We start from the raw sequence: 18,239 nt of genomic DNA, 5'->3' as shown, positions 1-18,239 counted from the left end.
CCCCGCCGTCACTCCATCACGGCCGCCTTCATGATGCAGACCATGACGGCGCGCAGCGGCTCGCGGCCGACCGCCCGCACCACATGCGGCCGGTCGCAGCGATAACGCAGCGTCTCGCCGGCCCCGATGCGCTCGACCTCGCCCGCGATCTCGACCTCGGCCTCGCCCGACAGCACCGACAGACACTCGACCGAGCCGCGCTGATGGGCGTCGGATTCGAGCGTTCCGCCGGGATCGGCCGTCAGGTCGTACCACTGCATCCATTCGACGGTGCGGATCCAGCCGATGATCGCGAGCCTGACGCGGCCGTCGTCCGAGACCAGCAGCGGCGTGTCGGCGCGGCCGATCTTCTCGATGAAGGGCTCGTCGTCGGCCGAGGCCAACACCCGCTCGATCGAGACGTCGAGCGCCTGGCTGAGCCGCCAGATGGTGGCGAGCGTCGGGTTGGTCTCGTTGCGCTCGATCTGGCTGATGATCGACTTCGCGACGCCGGACTGCTCCGCGAGGTCCGAAAGCGACAGATTGTACGCCTTGCGGAGGCGCTGGACGGTCTTGCCGAGCTGGCCGGAGACGATGAGCGCGCCGTTGTCGAGTTCGGTTCTGGATCGTCCCGCCATTTGACGTCTTTCGTTTGACGAGCCGAACGCGCGTCCGGATGAGCGGACGACGCTAGTCGCCGGCCGATCACCGCGCAACCCGCGGCGGGGCGCTTTCAGCCGGCGTCCCACCAGCGATGGAAGTGATGAACCGGACCGTGGCCGTGACCGACGCCCAGCCGGTCGGCCGCCGCTATCGCCTCCGCCACGTAAGCCTTGGCCTCCGCGATCGCCCGGTCGAGCGGCGCGCCCTTAGCGAGGCCGGCCGCGATCGCCGAGGACAGAGTGCAGCCGGTGCCGTGCGTGTTGCGGCTGTCGTGGCGCGGGGAGGCGAGCCGCGTGACGGCGCCGTCCGGCCCGACCAGCATGTCGACGCTCTCCGGGCCGCCGGCATGCCCGCCCTTGACCAGCACGGCCTTCGGCCCGAGCGCCTTCAGCGCCCTCGCCTGCGCCTCCATCCCGGCCTCGTCGCCCGCGGTCTCCTCTCCCAGCAGAACCGCCGCCTCGGGCAGGTTCGGGGTCAGCACCAGGGCGAGCGGCAGCAGCCGCTCCTTCAGCGCCGCGACGGCGTCCTCGGACAGCAGCCGCGCGCCGGAGGACGCCACCATCACGGGGTCGACCACGACATTGGGCGCCTTGTGGCGGATCAGGGCGTCGGCGATGGCGGCGATCGACTCCGCGCGCGAGACCATGCCGATCTTCACCGCGCCGACCGCGAGGTCCTCCATCACCGCGTCGATCTGCGCCGTGATGAAGTCCGGCGGCGCGTCGTGGATCGCGGTCACGCCCGTGGTGTTCTGCGCCGTCAGCGCGACGATCGCCGACGCTCCATAGACGCCAAGCGCCGAAAAGGTCTTCAGGTCGGCCTGGATCCCGGCGCCGCCGGAGGAGTCGGAGCCAGCGATGGTGAGGGCGATGGGGGTCGGCATGAGCGTCGTTTACCGAGCGTCTGGTCCATGGCCAAGCGAAACGTAGAGCGCCGACGTCAGCGACGGCGGGTGAGGGGAAACGGCGCTATCCGGAGAGGACGAGACCCTTCACCCGGCCCTGCGGGCCGACCTCTCCCCAATGGGGAGAGGTGGAAGACGGCCCGCGCGGATGGTCGCCTGAAGCGCCCCTCTCCTCACGCCGCGGGCGGCGGGGGGCTCGCCTTGCGGACGCGGGCGCGCTTGATGCCGAGCTGGCGCTCGCGGAGTGCGACCGCGACGCCCGACGCCACCACCACGCCGCCCCCGATCAGCGTCCAGGTCGAGGGCAGGTCGCCGAACGCCACGAAGCCGATCCCGAGCGCCCAGAGGATCGTCGAATATTCGAAGGGCGCGATCAGCGAGGCGTCGGCGCGGCGGTAACTCTCGGTCAGCAGGATCTGTGCGACGCCGCCCACGCAGCCGACCGAGACGAGCAGGAACGCGGTCCAGGCGTCCGGCCGAACCCAGCCGAGGATCGGCGCGCTCGCGAGGCCCGCGGCCGCCGACCAGACCGAGAAATAGAACACGATCGTGCCGGTGCCCTCGGTCTCCGTCAGGCGGCGGATCTGGATCATGGCGGCGGCCGTCAGCACCGTCGCGCCGATCGCGAAGACGACGCCCGCCGCGGTCTCGTCGGCCTGGGGCCCGTGCTGGATCGCGTCCGCGAGCGCGCCGGTCGAGAGCTGCGGCCAGAGCATGACCACGACCCCGCACAGGCCGACCGCGACCGCGCTCCAGCGCGTCGCATGGATGCTCTCCTTCAGCAGCACCGCGGCGAAGATCACGACGAACAGCGGCGAGGCGTAGCCGAGCGCGGTCGCGTCCGGCAGCGGCAGCCGGGCGAGCGCGGCGAACATCAGGAACATCGACGACACGCCGATCATGCCGCGCGCCATGTGCCCGAAATGCCGGTCGGTCGCGAGCGCCCGGCGCGCGACGCCGCGCCAGACGAGCCAGATCATGATCGGGACGAGCGCGAAGAAGGAGCGCGCGAACACGACTTCGCCGACCGGGACGGAGAGGCCGATCTCGCGGATCAGCGCCGCCATCACCGTGAACAGGAAGGCGGAGGCGAGCTTGAAGAGAATGCCGAGGGTCATCGCGACGTGAGGGAGCGCGCGCGGGCGGGAGGCGGCCGCGCCGCGCGCTGTCTAGCATGACGCGCGAATTCGGGTAGGGATCGGGACGCAATGCCGGATTGCGCGAAGACGAAGGCTTCACAGAAAGGCCGACAGTTGAGACCAGCTCCCCTGCCCCGCGCAGCTTACGGGTTCGAACGCCGCCTCACCACACGCTGGGCCGACAACGACGCCTACGGGCACCTCAACAACGCGCTCTACTACTCCTTCTTCGACACCACGATCACCGCCTATCTGATCTCCCGCGGCCTGCTCCAGAGCGACGCCGGGCCGATGATCTTCGTGGTCGCGAACGACTGCGCCTATTTCCGCGATTTCTCGTTTCCGGAGGACGTGGAGAGCGCGCTCGCGGTCGCCGAGATCGGAAGGCGGAGCGTCACCTGGCGGATCGGCCTGTTCGGGACGGGCGAGGACGAACCGCGGGCGCAGGGGCGCTTCGTGCATGTCTGCGTCGACCGCGAAACGCGCCGGTCCTGCGAGTGGCCGCAGGAGTGGCGCGAGGCGTTCGAGGCGATCCGGCTGAGGGACGGATAGCGACTGCGTGCTTCGGGACGCGATCCTGGCGGAGCGCTCCTCAGCATGAGGACCGTTTGGCTTCACAGACCTTCCTCATGCTGAGGAGCACGCCGGAGGCGTGCGTCTCGAAGCACGCACATGCCGGGCCGGGATGACGAGGCCCCAGGAGAGCCCTCAGCCTTCCTCCGTCTCGTTGTCGCGCGGCCGGAGCCAGCGGGCGACGAGCCAGCAGGCGAGCGCCCAGGCCGCGCCGATCGTCCAGCCGGCCAGCACGTCGGTCGGATAGTGCACGCCGAGATAGACCCGGCTCGCGCCGATCAGCAGCGTCAGAAACCCCGCCACCGCAAAGATGTAGCCGCGCACGGCGCGCCGCCGCTCGACGCGGGCGACCAGGGCGCCGAGGGTCAGATAAACGACGGCCGAGGCCATGGCATGGCCGCTCGGGAAACTCAGCGACTGCACGTTGACCAGATGATCCACGAGATCGGGCCGCGGCCTGGCGAAGCCCATTTTCAGGAGCTTGGTCAGAACGGCGCCCCCAAGGATGGAGCACGCGACCAGCACGGCGTTGCCGAAGCGCCGAGACACGATGAGATAGAGCAGGACGAGCCCGGTGATCAGCGTCAGCGCCGGCACCCCGCCGAGCGCCGTCAGGTCCACCATCGCGCTTTCGAGCCAGGCCGGGCCGATCGGCCGTTTGAGGTCGGCCGGATCGCGAAGCGCGAGCAGCACCCGCTCGTCGAACACGCGGGTGTCGCCCTCGATCATCTCGTCGGCGATGCGCACGAAGCCGAACGCCAGCGCCGCGCAGGTCAGGAAGCCGACCAGCGGGACGAATTCGGGCAGCCGCCAGGACGGCGTCCATCGCGAGATCGAGAACAGGCGCTTGTCGGTCACGAGAGGTCGATCACCCGGCGATCGAAGGGCGAGGCTGAGATAACGCGGGCGCTCGCGTCAGCAACCTCGACCCGGTCCCGATCAACGGGGCGTCACGGCCCCTTGACGGCCTCGTCCTCGCTCGCCCGGGTCGCCGCGCTCGCGGGCGACGCCTGCGCGCCCTGCTGGTCGGCGGCCGCCGCGGCGCCGGTGCGATCCTGGCCGGTCTCGACCCTCTCGGCCTCGCCCTTGGTCGGCTTCTTGCCTTCCGCGGCGAGCTTGAGCTGGATCAGCGCCTCGAGCGGGTTCGGCTCGAGCCCCTCGCCGCCCGTCTTGTCGATATGCGCGAAGATCTCCTTGCGCATCCGCGGATCCCAGAAGTGCTGGATGTGGTCCAGAATGCCCGGAATGCGCTTCATCTCGGGCTGGCTGTTGAAGAACCAGCCGATCTGGTTCGCCATATAGACCAGCCGGTCGAGCGTCGTCTTGTGGTGGCTCTCGCCTGCGGCCTCGGCCATGCCGGCGGCGCCGGGTTGCTGGCTCATGGTGCTGAAGCTCCTGCTTGGCGCGTCGCGGCTCCGGCCGCGCCGGCGATCCGCTGTGGATGGGTGAAGACCTCGAAGCCGTCGCCGCGCGCGATCGCCGCGAGCGTGATCCCGGCCGCCTCCGCAAGCCGCACGCCGAGCGCGGTCGGCGCGGAGACCGCGACCACCAGCCCCGTCCCGATCACGGCGGCCTTCTGGATCATCTCGACCGAGACGCGGCTGGTCAGCACGACGAAGCCGGTCGACGCGTCTTCCTTCGTCCGCGCGAGATGACCGGCGAGCTTGTCGAGCGCGTTGTGGCGTCCGACGTCCTCGCGGACGGCGACGAGCCCCTGCCCCGGCCGGAAGAAACCGGCGCCATGGACCGCGCGGGTCTCGAAGTTCAGCGACTGCGCGCGCGACAGGGCGTCAAGGCCGGCGTGGATGTCGGCGGCGGTGAAGACCGCGGTCGCGCCGACGAGCCGGGCGGGCTTCACCGCCTGCTCCAGGCTCTCGATGCCGCACAACCCGCAGCCTGTCGGCCCCGCGAGGCTGCGCCGGCGCTGGCTGAGCGAACGCGACGGGTCCTTGGCGAGCCACATGCGCGCCTCGATGCCGATGCCCTGGTCGATGATCTCGAGGCTCTCGATCTCGGCGACGTCCCGGACGACGCCCTCGGTCAGGCTGAAGCCATAGGCGAAGTCCTCGACGTCGGTCGGGCTCGCCATCATCACGGCCTGGGTCGCGCCGTCATAGGTCAGCGCGACCGGCGTTTCTTCGGGAGTGGCGCGCTCGGCCGTCTCGCGCAGCGCGCCGTCGCGCCAGACGGCGCGGGACAGACGGGCGACAGGAGACGGGAGGGTGGTCATCTTGGTCATATGGGGTACGGAGACACGCCACCCTAGTGTCCCGGCCTTGAGCCGGGACCCATTCGCCGCGACGTCGCCATTCTCTCGGCGACGTCTCAGCGAGTTTGTCACACCATGCGCCCAATGGGTCCCGGCTCAAGGCCGGGACATAACCGCGGCGGTTCCAGCTGCAATTCAAAGAGCGATCCAGGATCGGCGCTCGCGCGCCGTCCGGGATGCCGAGCCTCGATCCTTACTCCGCGGCCTGCGCGAGGATGCGGCGGCTGAGCTGCGAGTGCTCCTCGTACTCCTCCTGCCAGGCGCTCGGGCCGTTCGACGGCGACACCTGCACCGCCGTCACCTTGTATTCCGGGCAGTTGGTCGCCCAGTCGGAGAAGTCCGTGGTGATGACGTTGGCCTGCGTGTTCGGGTGGTGGAACGTCGTGTAGACGACGCCCGGCGCCACGCGGTCGGTGATCAGCGCGCGGAGCGAGGTCTCGCCGGCGCGGCTCCTCAGCATCACCCAGTCGCCGTCGCGCACGCCGCGGTCCTCGGCGTCGACCGGGTGGATCTCCAGCCGGTCCTCCTCGTGCCAGCGCGAGTTCTCGGTGCGGCGGGTCTGCGCGCCGACATTGTACTGGCTGAGGATGCGGCCGGTGGTGAGCAGCAGCGGGAAGCGCGGCCCGACCTTCTCGTCGGTGCCGACATATTCGGTGAGGACGAAATTGCCCTTGCCGCGGACGAACTGGCCGATATGCATCGTCGGCGTGCCTTCCGGGGCCTTCTCGTTGCACGGCCACTGGATCGAGCCAAGTTCGTCGAGCCGCTCGAAGGACACGCCCGCGAAGCTCGGCGTCGAGGCCGCGACCTCGTCCATGATCTCGGACGGGTGGCTGTAGTCCATCTCGTAGCCCATCGCCTTGGCGATCAGCAGCGTGATCTCCCAGTCGGCGTAGCCGTTCTTCGGCGCCATCACCTTGCGCACCAGCTGGATGCGGCGCTCGGCGTTGGTGAAGGTGCCGTCCTTCTCGAGGAAGGAGCATCCCGGCAGGAAGACATGGGCGTAGTTCGCGGTCTCGTTCAGGAACAGATCCTGGACGACGACGCACTCCATCGCCTTCAGGCCGCCGATGACGTGCTTGGCGTCGGGGTCAGACTGCGCGATGTCCTCGCCCTGCACGTAGAGGCCCTTGAAGGTGCCGTCGACGGCCGCGTCCAACATGTTGGGGATGCGCAGGCCCGGCTCCGGATCGAGGGGGACGCCCCAGAGCTTCTCGTAGAGCTCGCGGGTCGAGTCCTCGGAGACGTGGCGGTAGCCCGGATATTCGTGCGGGAACGAGCCCATGTCGCACGAGCCCTGCACGTTGTTCTGGCCGCGCAGTGGGTTCACGCCGACGCCCTCACGGCCGACATTGCCGGTCGCCATGGCGAGGTTGGCGATCGCCATCACGGCGGTCGAGCCCTGAGAATGCTCGGTGACGCCGAGGCCGTAATAGATCGCCGCGTTGCCGCCCGTGGCGTAGAGCCGGGCCGCGTCGCGCACCAGGTTCGCGGGCACGCCGGTGACGAGTTCGGTCGCCTCGGGCGAATGCCGCTCCTCGGCCACGAAGGCGGCCCAATCGTTGAATGTGTCGAGGTCGGCGCGCTCGCGGACATAGTCCTCGTTCACCAGGCCCTCGGTCACGACGACATGGGCGAGCGCGGTGACCAGCGCAACATTGGTGCCGGGCTTCAGCGGCAAATGGTAGTCGGCGCGGATATGGGCCGACTTCACCATGTCGATGCGGCGCGGGTCGGCGACGATGAGCTTCGCGCCGGCGCGGAGCCGCCGCTTCATGCGGCTCGCGAACACCGGATGGCCGTCGGTCGGGTTGGCGCCGATGACGAAGATCACGTCGGTCTGCTCGACCGAGTCGAAATCCTGCGTGCCGGCCGAGGTGCCGAAGGTGGTCTTGAGGCCGTAGCCGGTCGGCGAGTGGCAGACGCGGGCGCAGGTGTCGACATTGTTGTTGCCGAAGCCGGCGCGCACCAGCTTCTGGACCAGATAGGTCTCCTCGTTGGTGCAGCGCGACGAGGTGATGCCGCCGATCGAGGAGCGGCCGTACTGGCCCTGGATGCGCTTGAACTCGGACGCCGTGTGCTCGATCGCCTCCTCCCAGGAGACCTCGCGCCACGGATCGGTGATCTTGGCGCGGATCATCGGCTTCAGGATGCGGTCCCTGTGGGTGGCGTAGCCATAGGCGAAGCGGCCCTTGACGCAGCTGTGGCCGCGGTTCGCCTTGCCGTCCTTGTACGGCACCATGCGGACGAGCTCGTCGCCGCGCATCTCGGCCTTGAACGAGCAGCCGACGCCGCAATAGGCGCAGGTGGTGACCACCGAATGCTCGGGCGTGCCGATTTCGGCGACCGACTTCTCCTGCAGCGTCGCGGTCGGACACGCCTGCACGCAGGCGCCGCAGGACACGCATTCGGAGGTGATGAAGGGCTCGTTCATGCCGGCCGACACGCGGCTGTCGAAGCCGCGGCCCGAGATCGTCAGCGCGAAGGTGCCCTGCACCTCCTCGCAGGCCCGGACGCAGCGCGAGCACACGATGCACTTCGACGGGTCGTAGGTGAAGTAAGGGTTCGATTCGTCCTTCTTGGAGACGATGTGGTTCTCGCCCTCATAGCCGTAGCGGACCTCTCGCAGGCCCACGACGCCGGCCATGTCCTGCAGCTCGCAGTCGCCGTTCGCCGAGCAGGTCAGGCAGTCGAGCGGGTGGTCGGAGATATAGAGCTCCATCACCCCCTTGCGGAGCTGCTTCAGCCGCGGGGTCTGGGTCTTGACCACGATGCCCTCGGCGACCGGCGTGGTGCAGGAGGCCGGGGTGCCGTTGCGGCCCTCGATCTCGACGAGGCAGAGCCGGCAGGAGCCGAACGCCTCGACCGAGTCGGTCGCGCAGAGCTTCGGGATCTCGTTGTTGAGCTCCATCGCGGCGCGCATGATCGAGGTGCCCTCGGGCACCGAGACCTTCTGGCCGTCGATGGTGAGCGTCACCCGCTTCTCGAGCTTCGAGACCGGGGTGCCGAAATCGGTTTCCTGGATGAGGGCCATGGGTTCCTCCTCACTCCGCCGCGACGGACAGCGGCGCGCCGCGTCCGAAGTCTTCGGGGAAATGGGTGATCGCGCTCATCACGGGATATGGCGTGAAGCCGCCCAGAGCGCAGAGCGAGCCGAGCTTCATCGTATGGCAAAGGTCTTCGACGACCTGAAGGTTCCGTTCGCGGTCCTGGCCCGCGATCACCTTGTCGAGCGTCTCGACGCCGCGCACCGCGCCGATCCGGCACGGCGTGCATTTGCCGCAGCTCTCGACGCCGCAGAACTCCATCGCGAAGCGGGCCTGGCGGGCCATGTCGACGGTGTCGTCGAAGATGACGATGCCGCCATGGCCGATCAGGCCGTCCTTCTTGGCGAAGGCCTCGTAGTCGAATTCGGTGTCGAACAGCGACGTCGGGAAATAGGCCCCCAGCGGTCCGCCGACCTGCACGGCGCGCACCGGGCGGCCCGTGAACGTGCCGCCGCCGACCTCCTCGACCAGCTCGCCGAGCGTGATGCCGAAGGCGCACTCGAACAGGCCGCCATATTTGACGTTGCCGGCGAGCTGGATCGGCATGGTGCCGCGCGAGCGGCCGAAGCCGACGTCGGAGTAGGTCTTGGCGCCGTTCGCGAGGATGAAGGGCACGGAGCAGAGCGACACGACGTTGTTGATGACCGTCGGGCGGCCGAACAGGCCCTTATGGGCCGGCAGCGGCGGCTTCGCGCGGACCAGGCCGCGCCGCCCCTCGAGGCTCTCGAGCAGCGAGGTCTCCTCGCCGCACACATAGGCCCCGGCCCCGACCCTGACCTCCATGTCGAAGTCGTAGTCCGAGCCGGCGATCCGCTGGCCGAGATAGCCGGCCTTGCGCGCAATCTTGATCGCCCCGTTCATCGCCGCGATGGCGTGGGGATATTCGGAGCGGCAGTAGACGTAGCCCTTGGTGGCGCCGACCGCGAGGCCCGCGATCGTCATGCCCTCGATGAGCGTGAAGGGATCGCCCTCCATGATCATCCGGTCGGCGAAGGTGCCGCTGTCGCCCTCGTCGGCGTTGCAGACGATGTATTTCTGCTGCGGTGGGGTCTGGGCGACGGTGCGCCACTTGATGCCGGTCGGGAAGCCCGCGCCGCCGCGGCCGCGCAGGCCGGAGTCGAACACCTCCTCGACGGTCGCCGGCCCGCCGAGCTCGATCGCGCGGGCGAGGCCCTTGTAGCCGTCATGCGCCTTGTAGTCGTCGAGCGAGAGCGGATCGACGATCCCGCAGCGCGCGAAGGTGAAGCGCTGCTGCTTCGCGAAGAAAGGAATCTTCTCGACGTTCCCGAGATAGAGCGAAGCGCTCTGGCCCTCGAGCAGGCCTGCCTCGAGCAAAGGCCCGACGTCCTTCGGATTGACGGGCCCGTAGCCCACCCGGCGACCGAACGGCGTCACCACCTCGACCAGCGGCTCGAGCCAGTGCATGCCGCGCGAGCCGTTGCGGACGATCTGGACGTCGAGGCCTTTCGCCTTGAAGGCGTCGGCGAAAGCCTGCGCCACTTTGTCGGCGCCGAGCGCGACTGCGGCGGCGTCGCCGGGAACATAGATCTTGTGCGCGCTCATGAACGGCACTCCGCGGCGATCTCCTCGATCGCCTCGTCATCGAGGCGGCCGATCAGGCGGCCATTGACCATCGCCGAGGGCGAGCAGGAGCACAGGCCGAGGCAATAGATGGGCTCGAGCGTCACCTGGCCGTCCGGCCGGGTCTCGCCGAACGCGCAGTCGAGCGCCTTGGAGACCTGAGCGGAGGTCACATGTCCGCCGGCCGCCTGGCAGGCCTCTGCGACACACACCTTGACGACGTGCTTGCCGGCCGGCTCGTGGCGGAAGTCGTGATAGAACGTCATCGTGCCGTGGACTTCGGCGCGCGACAGGTTGAGCGCGTCCGCGATCAGCGGCACGGCGTCCTGCGGCACATAGCCGAACGTCTCCTGCATCGCGTGCAGAATCGGCAGCGTCGCGCCTTCCATAGCGAGATGGTCGGCGATGATCTCCGTGCCACGCGCAGGCGTCCAGGCTTCGTAACGTCCGCGCGCGGCGCTGGTCGCGGCATAGCCGGTCGTCATGGCGTCGCGCTCCTCCAGAGCATGTGGTTTGTAGTTTTTCTTATCTGGAAGAGTGAGCTTTCCTTATAGGGATATCAATGCTGGCATGCCGTTGCGCGATAGGAAAATTCGATCAAACGAGGCTTTTTGCCGCGCGCGTCGCCTCGATCCGGGCTGCGAGCGATTTCGCCTCTGAAACCAGCGCCTTAGTGGCCGGCGTCATCGGATCGCGATGCGGCACGACCAGCCCGACCGTGTGCACCACCTCGGGCTCGACGATCGGTATCGACCGCACGTTGGCGGGCAGGCCCATGGTCTCGCCGAAGCTCTGGGGCATCACGCTCGCCCAGGCGCCGGTCCGCACATGGGCGAACAGCGCGACCGTCGAATTGGATTCGAGCGTCGGGGCCGGGGCCGATCCGGCCTCCCGCAACAGGTTCTCCACGATCCGCCGGTTTTGCATGTCGGGCGTCAGCAGGCAGAGCGGCACCCGGCCGACCTCGCGCCAGGTCACCCGGTCGCGGTCGCCGAGCGCGCCGTCGGCTGCGGTCAGCAGCCGGTATCCCTCCCGCCAGATCGGGACCGCGGAGACCCGTCCGAGCGGCTCGTTGTCCAGATAGGTGATGCCGGCGTCGATCTCGAGATTGTCGAGCGCGATGCCGATATTGAGCGAGGTCGAGGAGAGGATCGTGAAGCGCACGTCGGGATGGCGGGCGCGGTAGGGCGTGGTGAGTTGCGGCGCCATCGGCAGCGCCGTCGGGATGACGGCGATTCTCAGATGCCCGACGACGCCGCGCTTCAGCGCGTCGATGTCCTGGCGCATGGCGCGGGCGTCGCCGACGATGCGGCGCGCCCATTCGAGCGTCCGCTCGCCCTCCGGCGTGAAGCCGTGGAAGCGCGAGCCGCGCTCGACGAGGCGCACGCCCAGCATGTCTTCCAGCTGTTTGACGCCGGCCGACAGCGTCGGCTGCGTCACCCCGCATTCCTCGGCCGCGCGGCCAAAATGACGCTCCTTCGCCAGAGCGAGAAGAAAATCGAGTTTGTCGAGCATGTTGGTCCCGTCGGGCGAAGCGCTGTCTCAATCTTACGTCGTGGGCGCTCCATAGCCCAAATCGACGCTCTTCGAACCATCCCTGACGTCGCGGCCTGGGACGCGAATTGGGGGCGGCGCCCGAAGCCCACGACTTAGTTGAACGCGCCCCAGGCCATGTCGGTCGCGTCCGCCACGCCCTATCGCTCCGGCCCCCTTGGTGGCGCCGGTCTCAAGAGCGACCGACCCCACGGCTCGACGCGGCACCCTGTCTGCGCCGAAGCCACGCCAGTTCTCCGAGATCACGCTGGAGCCGGCGGGCCGGGTCGCCGACCGGCGAGCCCACGGGCCTGATCCTCGTCAAATGACACGCCGAGCCGCCGCGCTGAAGGCGCGCAGCCTCCTTGTCTGCGACGATGGAACGTTTAGCTTCCGGCTTCGTCGAGCACCGAGGAGCCGTAAATGGCCGAAGCCGCAACGCCGCCGATCGATCTTCATTACTGGCCGACGCCGAACGGTTGGAAGATCACGATCATGCTGGAGGAGTGCGGCCTGCCCTACCGGGTGATCCCGGTGAACATCGGCGCGGGCGACCAGTTCAAGGACGAGTTCCTGAGAATATCGCCCAACAACAAGATGCCGGCAATCGTGGACCCCGACGGTCCGGGCGGCCAGCCGATCTCGGTGTTCGAGTCCGGCGCGATCCTCACCTATCTCGGCCGCAAGACCGGCAGGTTCTATCCGGCCGACGAGCGCCGCCGCACCGAGGTCGAGGAATGGCTGTTCTGGCAGATGGGCGGCTTCGGCCCGATGCTCGGCCAGGTGCACCACTTCCGTAACTACGCGCCCGAGAAGATCCCCTACGCGATCGACCGCTACGTCAACGAGGCGAACCGGCTGTACGGCGTGCTCGACGCTCGGCTCGAGGGCCGCGACTTCATCTGCGGCGACTATTCGATCGCCGACATGGCGGTTGTCGGCTGGGCCAAGGGCTGGGAGAAGCAGGGCCAGCAGATCGACGACACGCCGAACGTGAAGCGCTGGCTCGAGGCGATGCTCGCTCGCCCGGCCGTCGCCCGAGGCCTCGCCGTGAAGGTCGACGCCCCGGCGCTCGATCTCGCGAGCGACAAGGCCGCGCAGCAGATGCTGTTCGGCCAGCGCGCGCGTCGCGCCTGAGCCGCAGGAACAACCGCGGCGAAGCGGACGTTCCATCCATGAAACCGCGCCGCTTCCGAGCATCGGGCGCAAGCCTTCGACACCCGCAGGAGATCGATCATGTCCGACACGCTTCCCGGCGGCGCCACCGGCGCGGCAACGCCCGGCGCCTCTTCGCTGGAATCCGATCTTCAGAACCTGAGGGACGACGTCGCCCGGCTCACCGACACGCTGTCGACGCTGGTCTCCGACGGCGCCGCGACCGCCAGAAACGCCGCGCGTGAGGGCGTCGACACAGCGCGCGAGACTGTCGCCAGCGCCGCCGACGATCTGAGCGACGCCATCGTCGAGAACCCCCTGACCGCGGTGATGATCGCGCTCGGGATCGGCTACGTGGTGGGCGCTCTCGGCCGGAGCCGGCGCTGATGTGGCGCCTGCTGCTGCAGGCAGGCCTCGGTTTCGCGACATTCGACGCCAGCCGGCGCATCGCCCGGCTGAAACGCATGGCGGTTTATTGCGCCGTTGCGGGCGTTCTCGGGCTGATCGGCCTCGGAGCGCTCGCCGCGGCGCTCGCGATCTGGCTCGAGCCGCGCTTTGGGGCCGCGGGCGCGGCGGCGATCGTCGGCGGCGGACTGCTGGTCCTGGCCGGCTTGATCGGATGGATCGGGACCTGGAAGCCGGCCCCCGCCAAGGCCCCCTCGCCGATCTTCAACCGGGTGCGGGCGGAGGTCGGCGCGGCCGGCGCAGCGCTCTCGGAAGCGCGTTCGGCGCGGGCGGCGCGCGCCGCCCGGCCGGCGGCGGCCGATCTCGCGTCGGGGCTCGGGGAGCCTCTCCCGCCGCGGCCCGGCGCTCGGCGCAAACGCGCCGTCAATCTGATGCTGATCGCGACCCTCGCTGGGGTCGTGCTCGGCCGCCGACTGTAGAGGCAGGCCCAGAGGCCCAATCGTCATGCCCGGACGTGATCCGGCGAGTTCATCCCATCGTTTACTGAGAGGATGGATCGCCGCGCCTGAAGACGCGAAACGCCGCCGCGGGGCCCGCGGCGGCGCTTTTTCGTAAAGTGCTGGCCGATCAGTTCTTTGTGTCGGTCGGCGCCGATTTGGCGGGCGAGTTCGCGTCCGGCGCGCCGGAGACGCTCGGCGACGAGGCGTCCGGCCGCGACATGCCGCTGCCCGAACCTTCCGAGCCGGTCGTCGGCGCCGCGCGGGTCCCCGGCATGGTCTCGCCGGCCGCGCGCGCGCCCGTCGTGGAGTCCGGCCGCGCCGCGCCGCTGTTGGTGGTCGAGCCCGAGCTCTTGCCCGAGCCGGTGTCGTAGCCGGTCTGGGCGCTGGCGAGCGGGGCGAATGTGGTGAGGGCGAGCGCCCCGGCGAGGGTCGCGCTGAGAAGCTTACGCATTGTTTGTCCTTTCAATAGGCGCGCGCCCCGCGTTCACGCGGAAAGATGTTCCGCGCCGACGCGAAAAATCACGCGCAATGTTATTGCGGTCGAAGTCCATCTGTTCGTCGCAAGCGAAAGATCAATGCCTGCCGGACGCCGAGAGCAGGAAAAAATTATTTTGCGAGACTGGAACAAAGTTCCAAGTTCGGTGGACGACATAGCGCCGAGACTGGCGGCCCGCTTCTGTCATCCGCCGCGCTTCCAGACCTGCGTCTTGCGCACGAGGCCCCGAGCGCGCAGCCCTGCACCTTGAGTTCGTCGGCGGCCTGTTCGGTCATGTAGGCCTTGCAGGTCTCGCCGTCCTCGGGATTGTAGATCTGCCCGCGCCAGCTCTCGCCGTCCCGCTTCATGCTGGACAGCGCCGAGATCCCGACGATTGGCCGGTCGCGCTTGCCCGTATCGGCGTTGTGGATGGCGGCGCGGAGCATGGGGAGGCTCCCTGAAGGCCGGTCCCGCGAGCGTCGGACCCGACGCGCCGGCCCCGCAAGCCCGAATTTGGGCCGGATCGCTACGTAACCGCCGTTCGGCGTGGTTGATCGATGGTCAACGCTCATCCTCTCCGAAAGATTGACGTTTTCGGATCGATCTGGCGTTCGCTTGAACTTGATTGGTGAACGCGGTTCTAAATTTACCTGCCGTTCCGAATTGATTCAATTTGCGTTTATCTCGCTCCTTAATCGCGCAGTAGTACGCAGGATCGATGATCGTCATCAGAAACGGGAGCCCAAAAGCAGCCCGACAAGACGAAAACAGGCAGGATCAGGCAGATGGCTCGTTACGACATGTCTTCGATGGAGTGCGGCGCGCTTGGCGCGGTCGCCTCGGGCACTGTTTATCTTCAGCTCGGCCTGATGCACGCGATCGGCCGGACCGTTCCGGTCGATCGCGTCTCGGCCCACAAATGGTTCAACCTCGCGGCCCGCGAGGGCGTGACGGAAGCGGCGCGGCTGCGGCGCGAGCTCGCGCTCGAAATGACCCGCGAGGAGATCGCCGACGCCCAGCGCGCCGCGCGTGAGCACTTCGTCGAGCACTGACGAGGCGCCGCACGCCCGGCGGGCGTCTCGCGCGCCGCAGCCGTTGACCGTCCCGGGCGCCGCGTGTACGGCTCTCGCCAACGGAGACGTGGCCGAGAGGCTGAAGGCACTCGTTTGCTAAATGAGCAGACCTGGAAACGGGTCTCGAGGGTTCGAATCCCTCCGTCTCCGCCAGTCCTCGTCTCAAGTTGATTTCCGCTTTTTACAGTTCGTCGGCGGTGTCGGCCGCCCGCATTCTGGCAGTCACCCATGCCGTGCGAGTGATCCCGCCTGCCCCGCGGGCGAGCGCGAGTTGGCGAGGCTCCCACGCGCCGAGTCGCGGCGTCAGCTGCAGCCTCGATGGATCTGGATGGCGAAGTTCGGCGTTGTGTTTCGAACGCTTCGTCCGTCCAGAGGCCGCCATGGAACCGAAACTGCGCTGCACCGTCACCGAGGATGAGCACGAAACGCGGCTGGAGATCATCCAGGACGACGCCCATCGGGCTCAGGTGCTTCTGAACGCCGAAGGCGTGGAGACGCTGATCAGGAGCCTGGCCGCGTGCCGCGCCGAAAATCCCGAGCCGACGCTGGCCGAGGAACTTGCAGAGTCGAAGACCATCGACCTGCCGCTGACGGCGTGATCGCCTGCGAGGCGAGGCCGAAGCGGCGGCCCGGCTGACCGCTCCGGCATGAATCCTCGTCGCCAGCCATTATCGCTTCGCGAACAAAACGTGCCCATGATGACGTCCGCACCCCTCAGCGTGGACGTCGATTCGTGCCAGCCGCCGCCTATCTCGAGAAGCTGAACCCCGAGCAGCGGCTCGCCGTCGAGCATGGCGCGGCGGGAGCGCCGGATGGCGGTCCGATGCTGGTCATCGCCGGCGCGGGCTCCGGCAAGACAACCACGCTCGCGCATCGCGTCGCGCATCTGATCGCGGGCGGCGCCGACCCTTCGCGGATCCTGCTGCTGACCTTCTCGCGCAGGGCGAGCGTCGAGATGATCCGTCGGGTCGACCGCATCGTCGGCGAGGCGCTCGGCGTCCGGAGCCGCGAGGGCGGCGTGTCGCTGCCCTGGGCCGGGACGTTCCACGCCGTCGGGGCGCGGCTGATCCGCGACCATGCCGGCGCGATCGGGCTCGATCCGCAGTTCACGATCCTTGACCGCGAGGACGCGGCCGACCTCATGAACCTCGTGCGCCACGAGCTCGGCCTGTCCAAGACCCATAAGCGCTTTCCGGCTAAGACCACGTGCCTGTCGATCTATTCGCGCGTCGTGAACGCGGGGGCGGAGCTCGACCGGACGCTCGGCGAGAGCTTCCCCTGGTGCGCCGCGTGGAAGGCGGAACTCGCGGCGCTGTTCGGGGCCTATGTCGAGGCCAAGCAGGCCCAGAACGTGCTCGATTACGACGATCTGCTGCTCTACTGGGCGCAGATGGCGGCGGAGCCGGCGCTGGCCGCGGCGCTCGGCGAGCGCTTCGACCATGTGCTGGTCGACGAGTACCAGGACACCAACCGGCTCCAGTCCTCGATCCTGCTCGCGCTGAAGCCCGACGGGCGCGGACTGACGGTCGTCGGCGACGACGCGCAGTCGATCTATTCATTCCGCGCCGCGACGGTCCGCAACATCCTGGATTTCCCCGGAAACTTCTCGCCGCCGGCCCGCGTGGTCACGCTCGACCGCAACTACCGCTCGACCCAGCCGATCCTGTCGGCCGCCAACGCCGTCATCGGCGAGGCCAGGAAGCGCTTCACCAAGAACCTCTGGACCGACCGGACGGGCGGCGCGCGCCCCCTGCTGGTCAGCGTCCGCGACGAGACGGCCCAGGCGTCCTATGTGGCCGACACGATCCTCGAGAACCGGGAGGCCGGCCAGCTTCTCAAGCAGCAGGCGGCGCTGTTCCGCGCCTCGCACCACAGCGCGCCGCTCGAGCTCGAGCTCGTCCGCCGCAACATCCCGTTCGTGAAGTTCGGCGGCCTCAAATTCCTCGACGCGGCGCATGTGAAGGACATCCTGTCGCTGCTGCGCTTCGTCGAGAACCCGCGCGACCGGGTGGCGGGCTTCCGTACGCTGCAGCTCCTGCCGGGCGTCGGCCCGGCCTTCGCGTCCCGCGCGCTCGACGCCGTGGCGGCCTCGCCCGCGCCGATCGGGGCGCTGGCCGAGGTGAAGCCGGCGCCGCGCGTCGCCGAGGACTGGGCGCTTCTTGTCTCGGTCGTGTCCGAGCTCGCCGACGCCGGGACCGGCTGGCCCGCGGAGATCGCAGCGGCGCGGCGGTGGTATGATCCGCATCTCGAACGCATCCACGAGGACGCCGCCGTCCGGCAGGCGGATCTCGCCCAGCTCGAGCAGATCGCCTCGACCTACCCGTCGCGCCAGCGCTTCCTGACCGAGCTCACGCTCGATCCGCCGGATGCGACCAGCGACGAGGCCGGTCCGCCCACCAAGGACGACGACTATCTGATCCTCTCGACGATCCATTCGGCCAAGGGACAGGAGTGGAAGTCCGTCTTCGTGCTGAACGGCGTCGACGGCTGCATGCCGTCCGACCTCGCCGTCGGCTCGTCGGACGAGATCGAGGAGGAACGGCGGCTGCTCTACGTCGCCATGACGCGGGCCAAGGACCAGCTCTCGATCGTCCTGCCGCAGCGCTTCTTTACGCATCAGCAGTCTGCGCGCGGCGACCGCCACGTCTATGCGGCGCGCACGCGCTTCATCACGACCGCGATGCTCGACCGGTTCGAGAGCGTGGGCTGGCCCGCCGCCGCGTTCGAGGCCGGCGCCCGGAAGCCTGAGGCGCAGATCATAGACCTCCGCGCGCGGATGAAGGCGATGTGGCGGTGAGGATGGCGGCTGTCGGACGTCGGAGCGCGGTCGAGCCAGGACAGGTCATCATCGCCGGGCTTGACCCGGCGAACCATCTCTTTGGCCAAGATGGATGGATTGCATGTTGCGTGGTCTGTCCCTTGTGGTGGGATGGGGACGCCGGC

At 68.7% G+C, this 18,239-nt stretch carries 19 protein-coding genes and 1 tRNA gene; 8 read left to right on the top strand and 12 right to left on the bottom strand.

The window, feature by feature from the left end; translation table 11 throughout:
* Positions 1 to 8 precede the first annotated feature (8 nt).
* The 3 genes from EK403_RS14415 to EK403_RS14405 form a co-directional block, all read right to left on the bottom strand.
* Positions 9 to 617: a helix-turn-helix domain-containing protein gene (locus EK403_RS14415; protein ID WP_128778180.1), complete on the bottom strand. Its 609-nt coding sequence runs from the start codon at positions 615 to 617 to the stop codon at positions 9 to 11.
* Between the two features lie 95 nt (positions 618 to 712).
* Complete coding sequence (gene thiD, locus EK403_RS14410) at positions 713 to 1,525, bottom strand: bifunctional hydroxymethylpyrimidine kinase/phosphomethylpyrimidine kinase (RefSeq protein ID WP_128778179.1); 813 nt, start codon at positions 1,523 to 1,525, stop codon at positions 713 to 715.
* Positions 1,526 to 1,719: 194 nt separating this feature from the next.
* A complete protein-coding gene (locus EK403_RS14405; protein ID WP_128778178.1) occupies positions 1,720 to 2,664 on the bottom strand; it encodes a DMT family transporter in 945 nt (314 codons plus the stop codon).
* Positions 2,665 to 2,799: 135 nt separating this feature from the next.
* Between EK403_RS14405 and EK403_RS14400 the strand changes: the two genes are divergently transcribed.
* Positions 2,800 to 3,237, top strand: coding sequence for an acyl-CoA thioesterase (locus tag EK403_RS14400; RefSeq protein ID WP_206659551.1), 438 nt, complete (start codon positions 2,800 to 2,802; stop codon positions 3,235 to 3,237).
* A gap of 156 nt (positions 3,238 to 3,393) precedes the next feature.
* On the opposite strand, the gene EK403_RS14395 is transcribed toward EK403_RS14400, so the two are convergent.
* The 7 genes from EK403_RS14395 to EK403_RS14365 form a co-directional block, all read right to left on the bottom strand.
* Positions 3,394 to 4,116, bottom strand: a complete 723-nt coding sequence (locus EK403_RS14395) for a phosphatase PAP2 family protein (RefSeq protein WP_245479709.1) — start codon at positions 4,114 to 4,116, stop codon at positions 3,394 to 3,396.
* Positions 4,117 to 4,208: 92 nt separating this feature from the next.
* A complete protein-coding gene (locus EK403_RS23735; RefSeq protein ID WP_128778176.1) occupies positions 4,209 to 4,640 on the bottom strand; it encodes a formate dehydrogenase subunit delta in 432 nt (143 codons plus the stop codon).
* Positions 4,637 to 5,488, bottom strand: coding sequence for a formate dehydrogenase accessory sulfurtransferase FdhD (fdhD, locus tag EK403_RS14385; RefSeq protein WP_128778303.1), 852 nt, complete (start codon positions 5,486 to 5,488; stop codon positions 4,637 to 4,639). Before fdhD ends, EK403_RS23735 begins: the two co-directional genes overlap by 4 nt.
* Before the next feature lie 232 nt (positions 5,489 to 5,720).
* Positions 5,721 to 8,561: a formate dehydrogenase subunit alpha gene (gene fdhF / locus EK403_RS14380; RefSeq protein ID WP_128778175.1), complete on the bottom strand. Its 2,841-nt coding sequence runs from the start codon at positions 8,559 to 8,561 to the stop codon at positions 5,721 to 5,723.
* 10 nt (positions 8,562 to 8,571) lie between these two features.
* On the bottom strand, positions 8,572 to 10,137 hold the full coding sequence (locus tag EK403_RS14375) for a formate dehydrogenase beta subunit (RefSeq protein WP_128778174.1): 1,566 nt from the start codon (positions 10,135 to 10,137) through the stop codon (positions 8,572 to 8,574).
* Positions 10,134 to 10,640 carry a formate dehydrogenase subunit gamma gene (locus EK403_RS14370; protein ID WP_128778173.1) on the bottom strand — a complete coding sequence of 169 codons (507 nt, stop codon included), beginning with the start codon at positions 10,638 to 10,640 and terminating at the stop codon, positions 10,134 to 10,136. Before EK403_RS14370 ends, EK403_RS14375 begins: the two co-directional genes overlap by 4 nt.
* Before the next feature lie 112 nt (positions 10,641 to 10,752).
* A complete protein-coding gene (locus EK403_RS14365; RefSeq protein ID WP_128778172.1) occupies positions 10,753 to 11,670 on the bottom strand; it encodes a LysR family transcriptional regulator in 918 nt (305 codons plus the stop codon).
* Between the two features lie 441 nt (positions 11,671 to 12,111).
* Between EK403_RS14365 and EK403_RS14360 the strand changes: the two genes are divergently transcribed.
* The 3 genes from EK403_RS14360 to EK403_RS14350 all read left to right on the top strand — a co-directional run bounded on the left by EK403_RS14360 (position 12,112) and on the right by EK403_RS14350 (position 13,727).
* The gene (locus EK403_RS14360; protein WP_128778171.1) at positions 12,112 to 12,825 is read left to right on the top strand and encodes a glutathione S-transferase N-terminal domain-containing protein; all 714 of its coding nucleotides are present in this window, start codon (positions 12,112 to 12,114) and stop codon (positions 12,823 to 12,825) included.
* A gap of 99 nt (positions 12,826 to 12,924) precedes the next feature.
* A complete protein-coding gene (locus EK403_RS14355) occupies positions 12,925 to 13,230 on the top strand; it encodes an ElaB/YgaM/YqjD family protein (protein WP_128778170.1) in 306 nt (101 codons plus the stop codon).
* Positions 13,230 to 13,727, top strand: coding sequence for a phage holin family protein (locus EK403_RS14350; RefSeq protein ID WP_128778169.1), 498 nt, complete (start codon positions 13,230 to 13,232; stop codon positions 13,725 to 13,727). Before EK403_RS14355 ends, EK403_RS14350 begins: the two co-directional genes overlap by 1 nt.
* 148 nt (positions 13,728 to 13,875) lie before the next feature.
* Here EK403_RS14350 and EK403_RS14345 read toward each other — a convergent pair whose 3' ends face one another.
* Both EK403_RS14345 and EK403_RS14340 read right to left on the bottom strand, forming a co-directional pair.
* Positions 13,876 to 14,199, bottom strand: coding sequence for a hypothetical protein (locus EK403_RS14345; RefSeq protein ID WP_128778168.1), 324 nt, complete (start codon positions 14,197 to 14,199; stop codon positions 13,876 to 13,878).
* Between the two features lie 155 nt (positions 14,200 to 14,354).
* Positions 14,355 to 14,669 (bottom strand): DUF2147 domain-containing protein, encoded by a 315-nt coding sequence (locus tag EK403_RS14340; RefSeq protein ID WP_164919611.1) that lies wholly within the window; start codon positions 14,667 to 14,669, stop codon positions 14,355 to 14,357.
* A gap of 339 nt (positions 14,670 to 15,008) precedes the next feature.
* On the opposite strand from EK403_RS14340, the gene EK403_RS14335 reads away from it, so the two are divergent.
* The 4 genes from EK403_RS14335 to EK403_RS14320 all read left to right on the top strand — a co-directional run bounded on the left by EK403_RS14335 (position 15,009) and on the right by EK403_RS14320 (position 18,093).
* Positions 15,009 to 15,275 (top strand): SEL1-like repeat protein, encoded by a 267-nt coding sequence (locus EK403_RS14335; RefSeq protein ID WP_245479708.1) that lies wholly within the window; start codon positions 15,009 to 15,011, stop codon positions 15,273 to 15,275.
* A gap of 82 nt (positions 15,276 to 15,357) precedes the next feature.
* Positions 15,358 to 15,449 (top strand) — tRNA-Ser (locus EK403_RS14330).
* A 191-nt stretch (positions 15,450 to 15,640) separates the two neighbouring features.
* On the top strand, positions 15,641 to 15,895 hold the full coding sequence (locus tag EK403_RS14325) for a hypothetical protein (RefSeq protein ID WP_128778166.1): 255 nt from the start codon (positions 15,641 to 15,643) through the stop codon (positions 15,893 to 15,895).
* Between the two features lie 134 nt (positions 15,896 to 16,029).
* Complete coding sequence (locus tag EK403_RS14320; RefSeq protein ID WP_128778165.1) at positions 16,030 to 18,093, top strand: ATP-dependent helicase; 2,064 nt, start codon at positions 16,030 to 16,032, stop codon at positions 18,091 to 18,093.
* The last annotated feature ends 146 nt before the right edge of the window (positions 18,094 to 18,239 follow it).

The organism is Hansschlegelia zhihuaiae, from assembly GCF_004103825.1.
GTDB lineage: Bacteria > Pseudomonadota > Alphaproteobacteria > Rhizobiales > Methylopilaceae > Methylopila > Methylopila zhihuaiae.
This window is presented reverse-complemented; position numbering and strand designations above follow the sequence as displayed.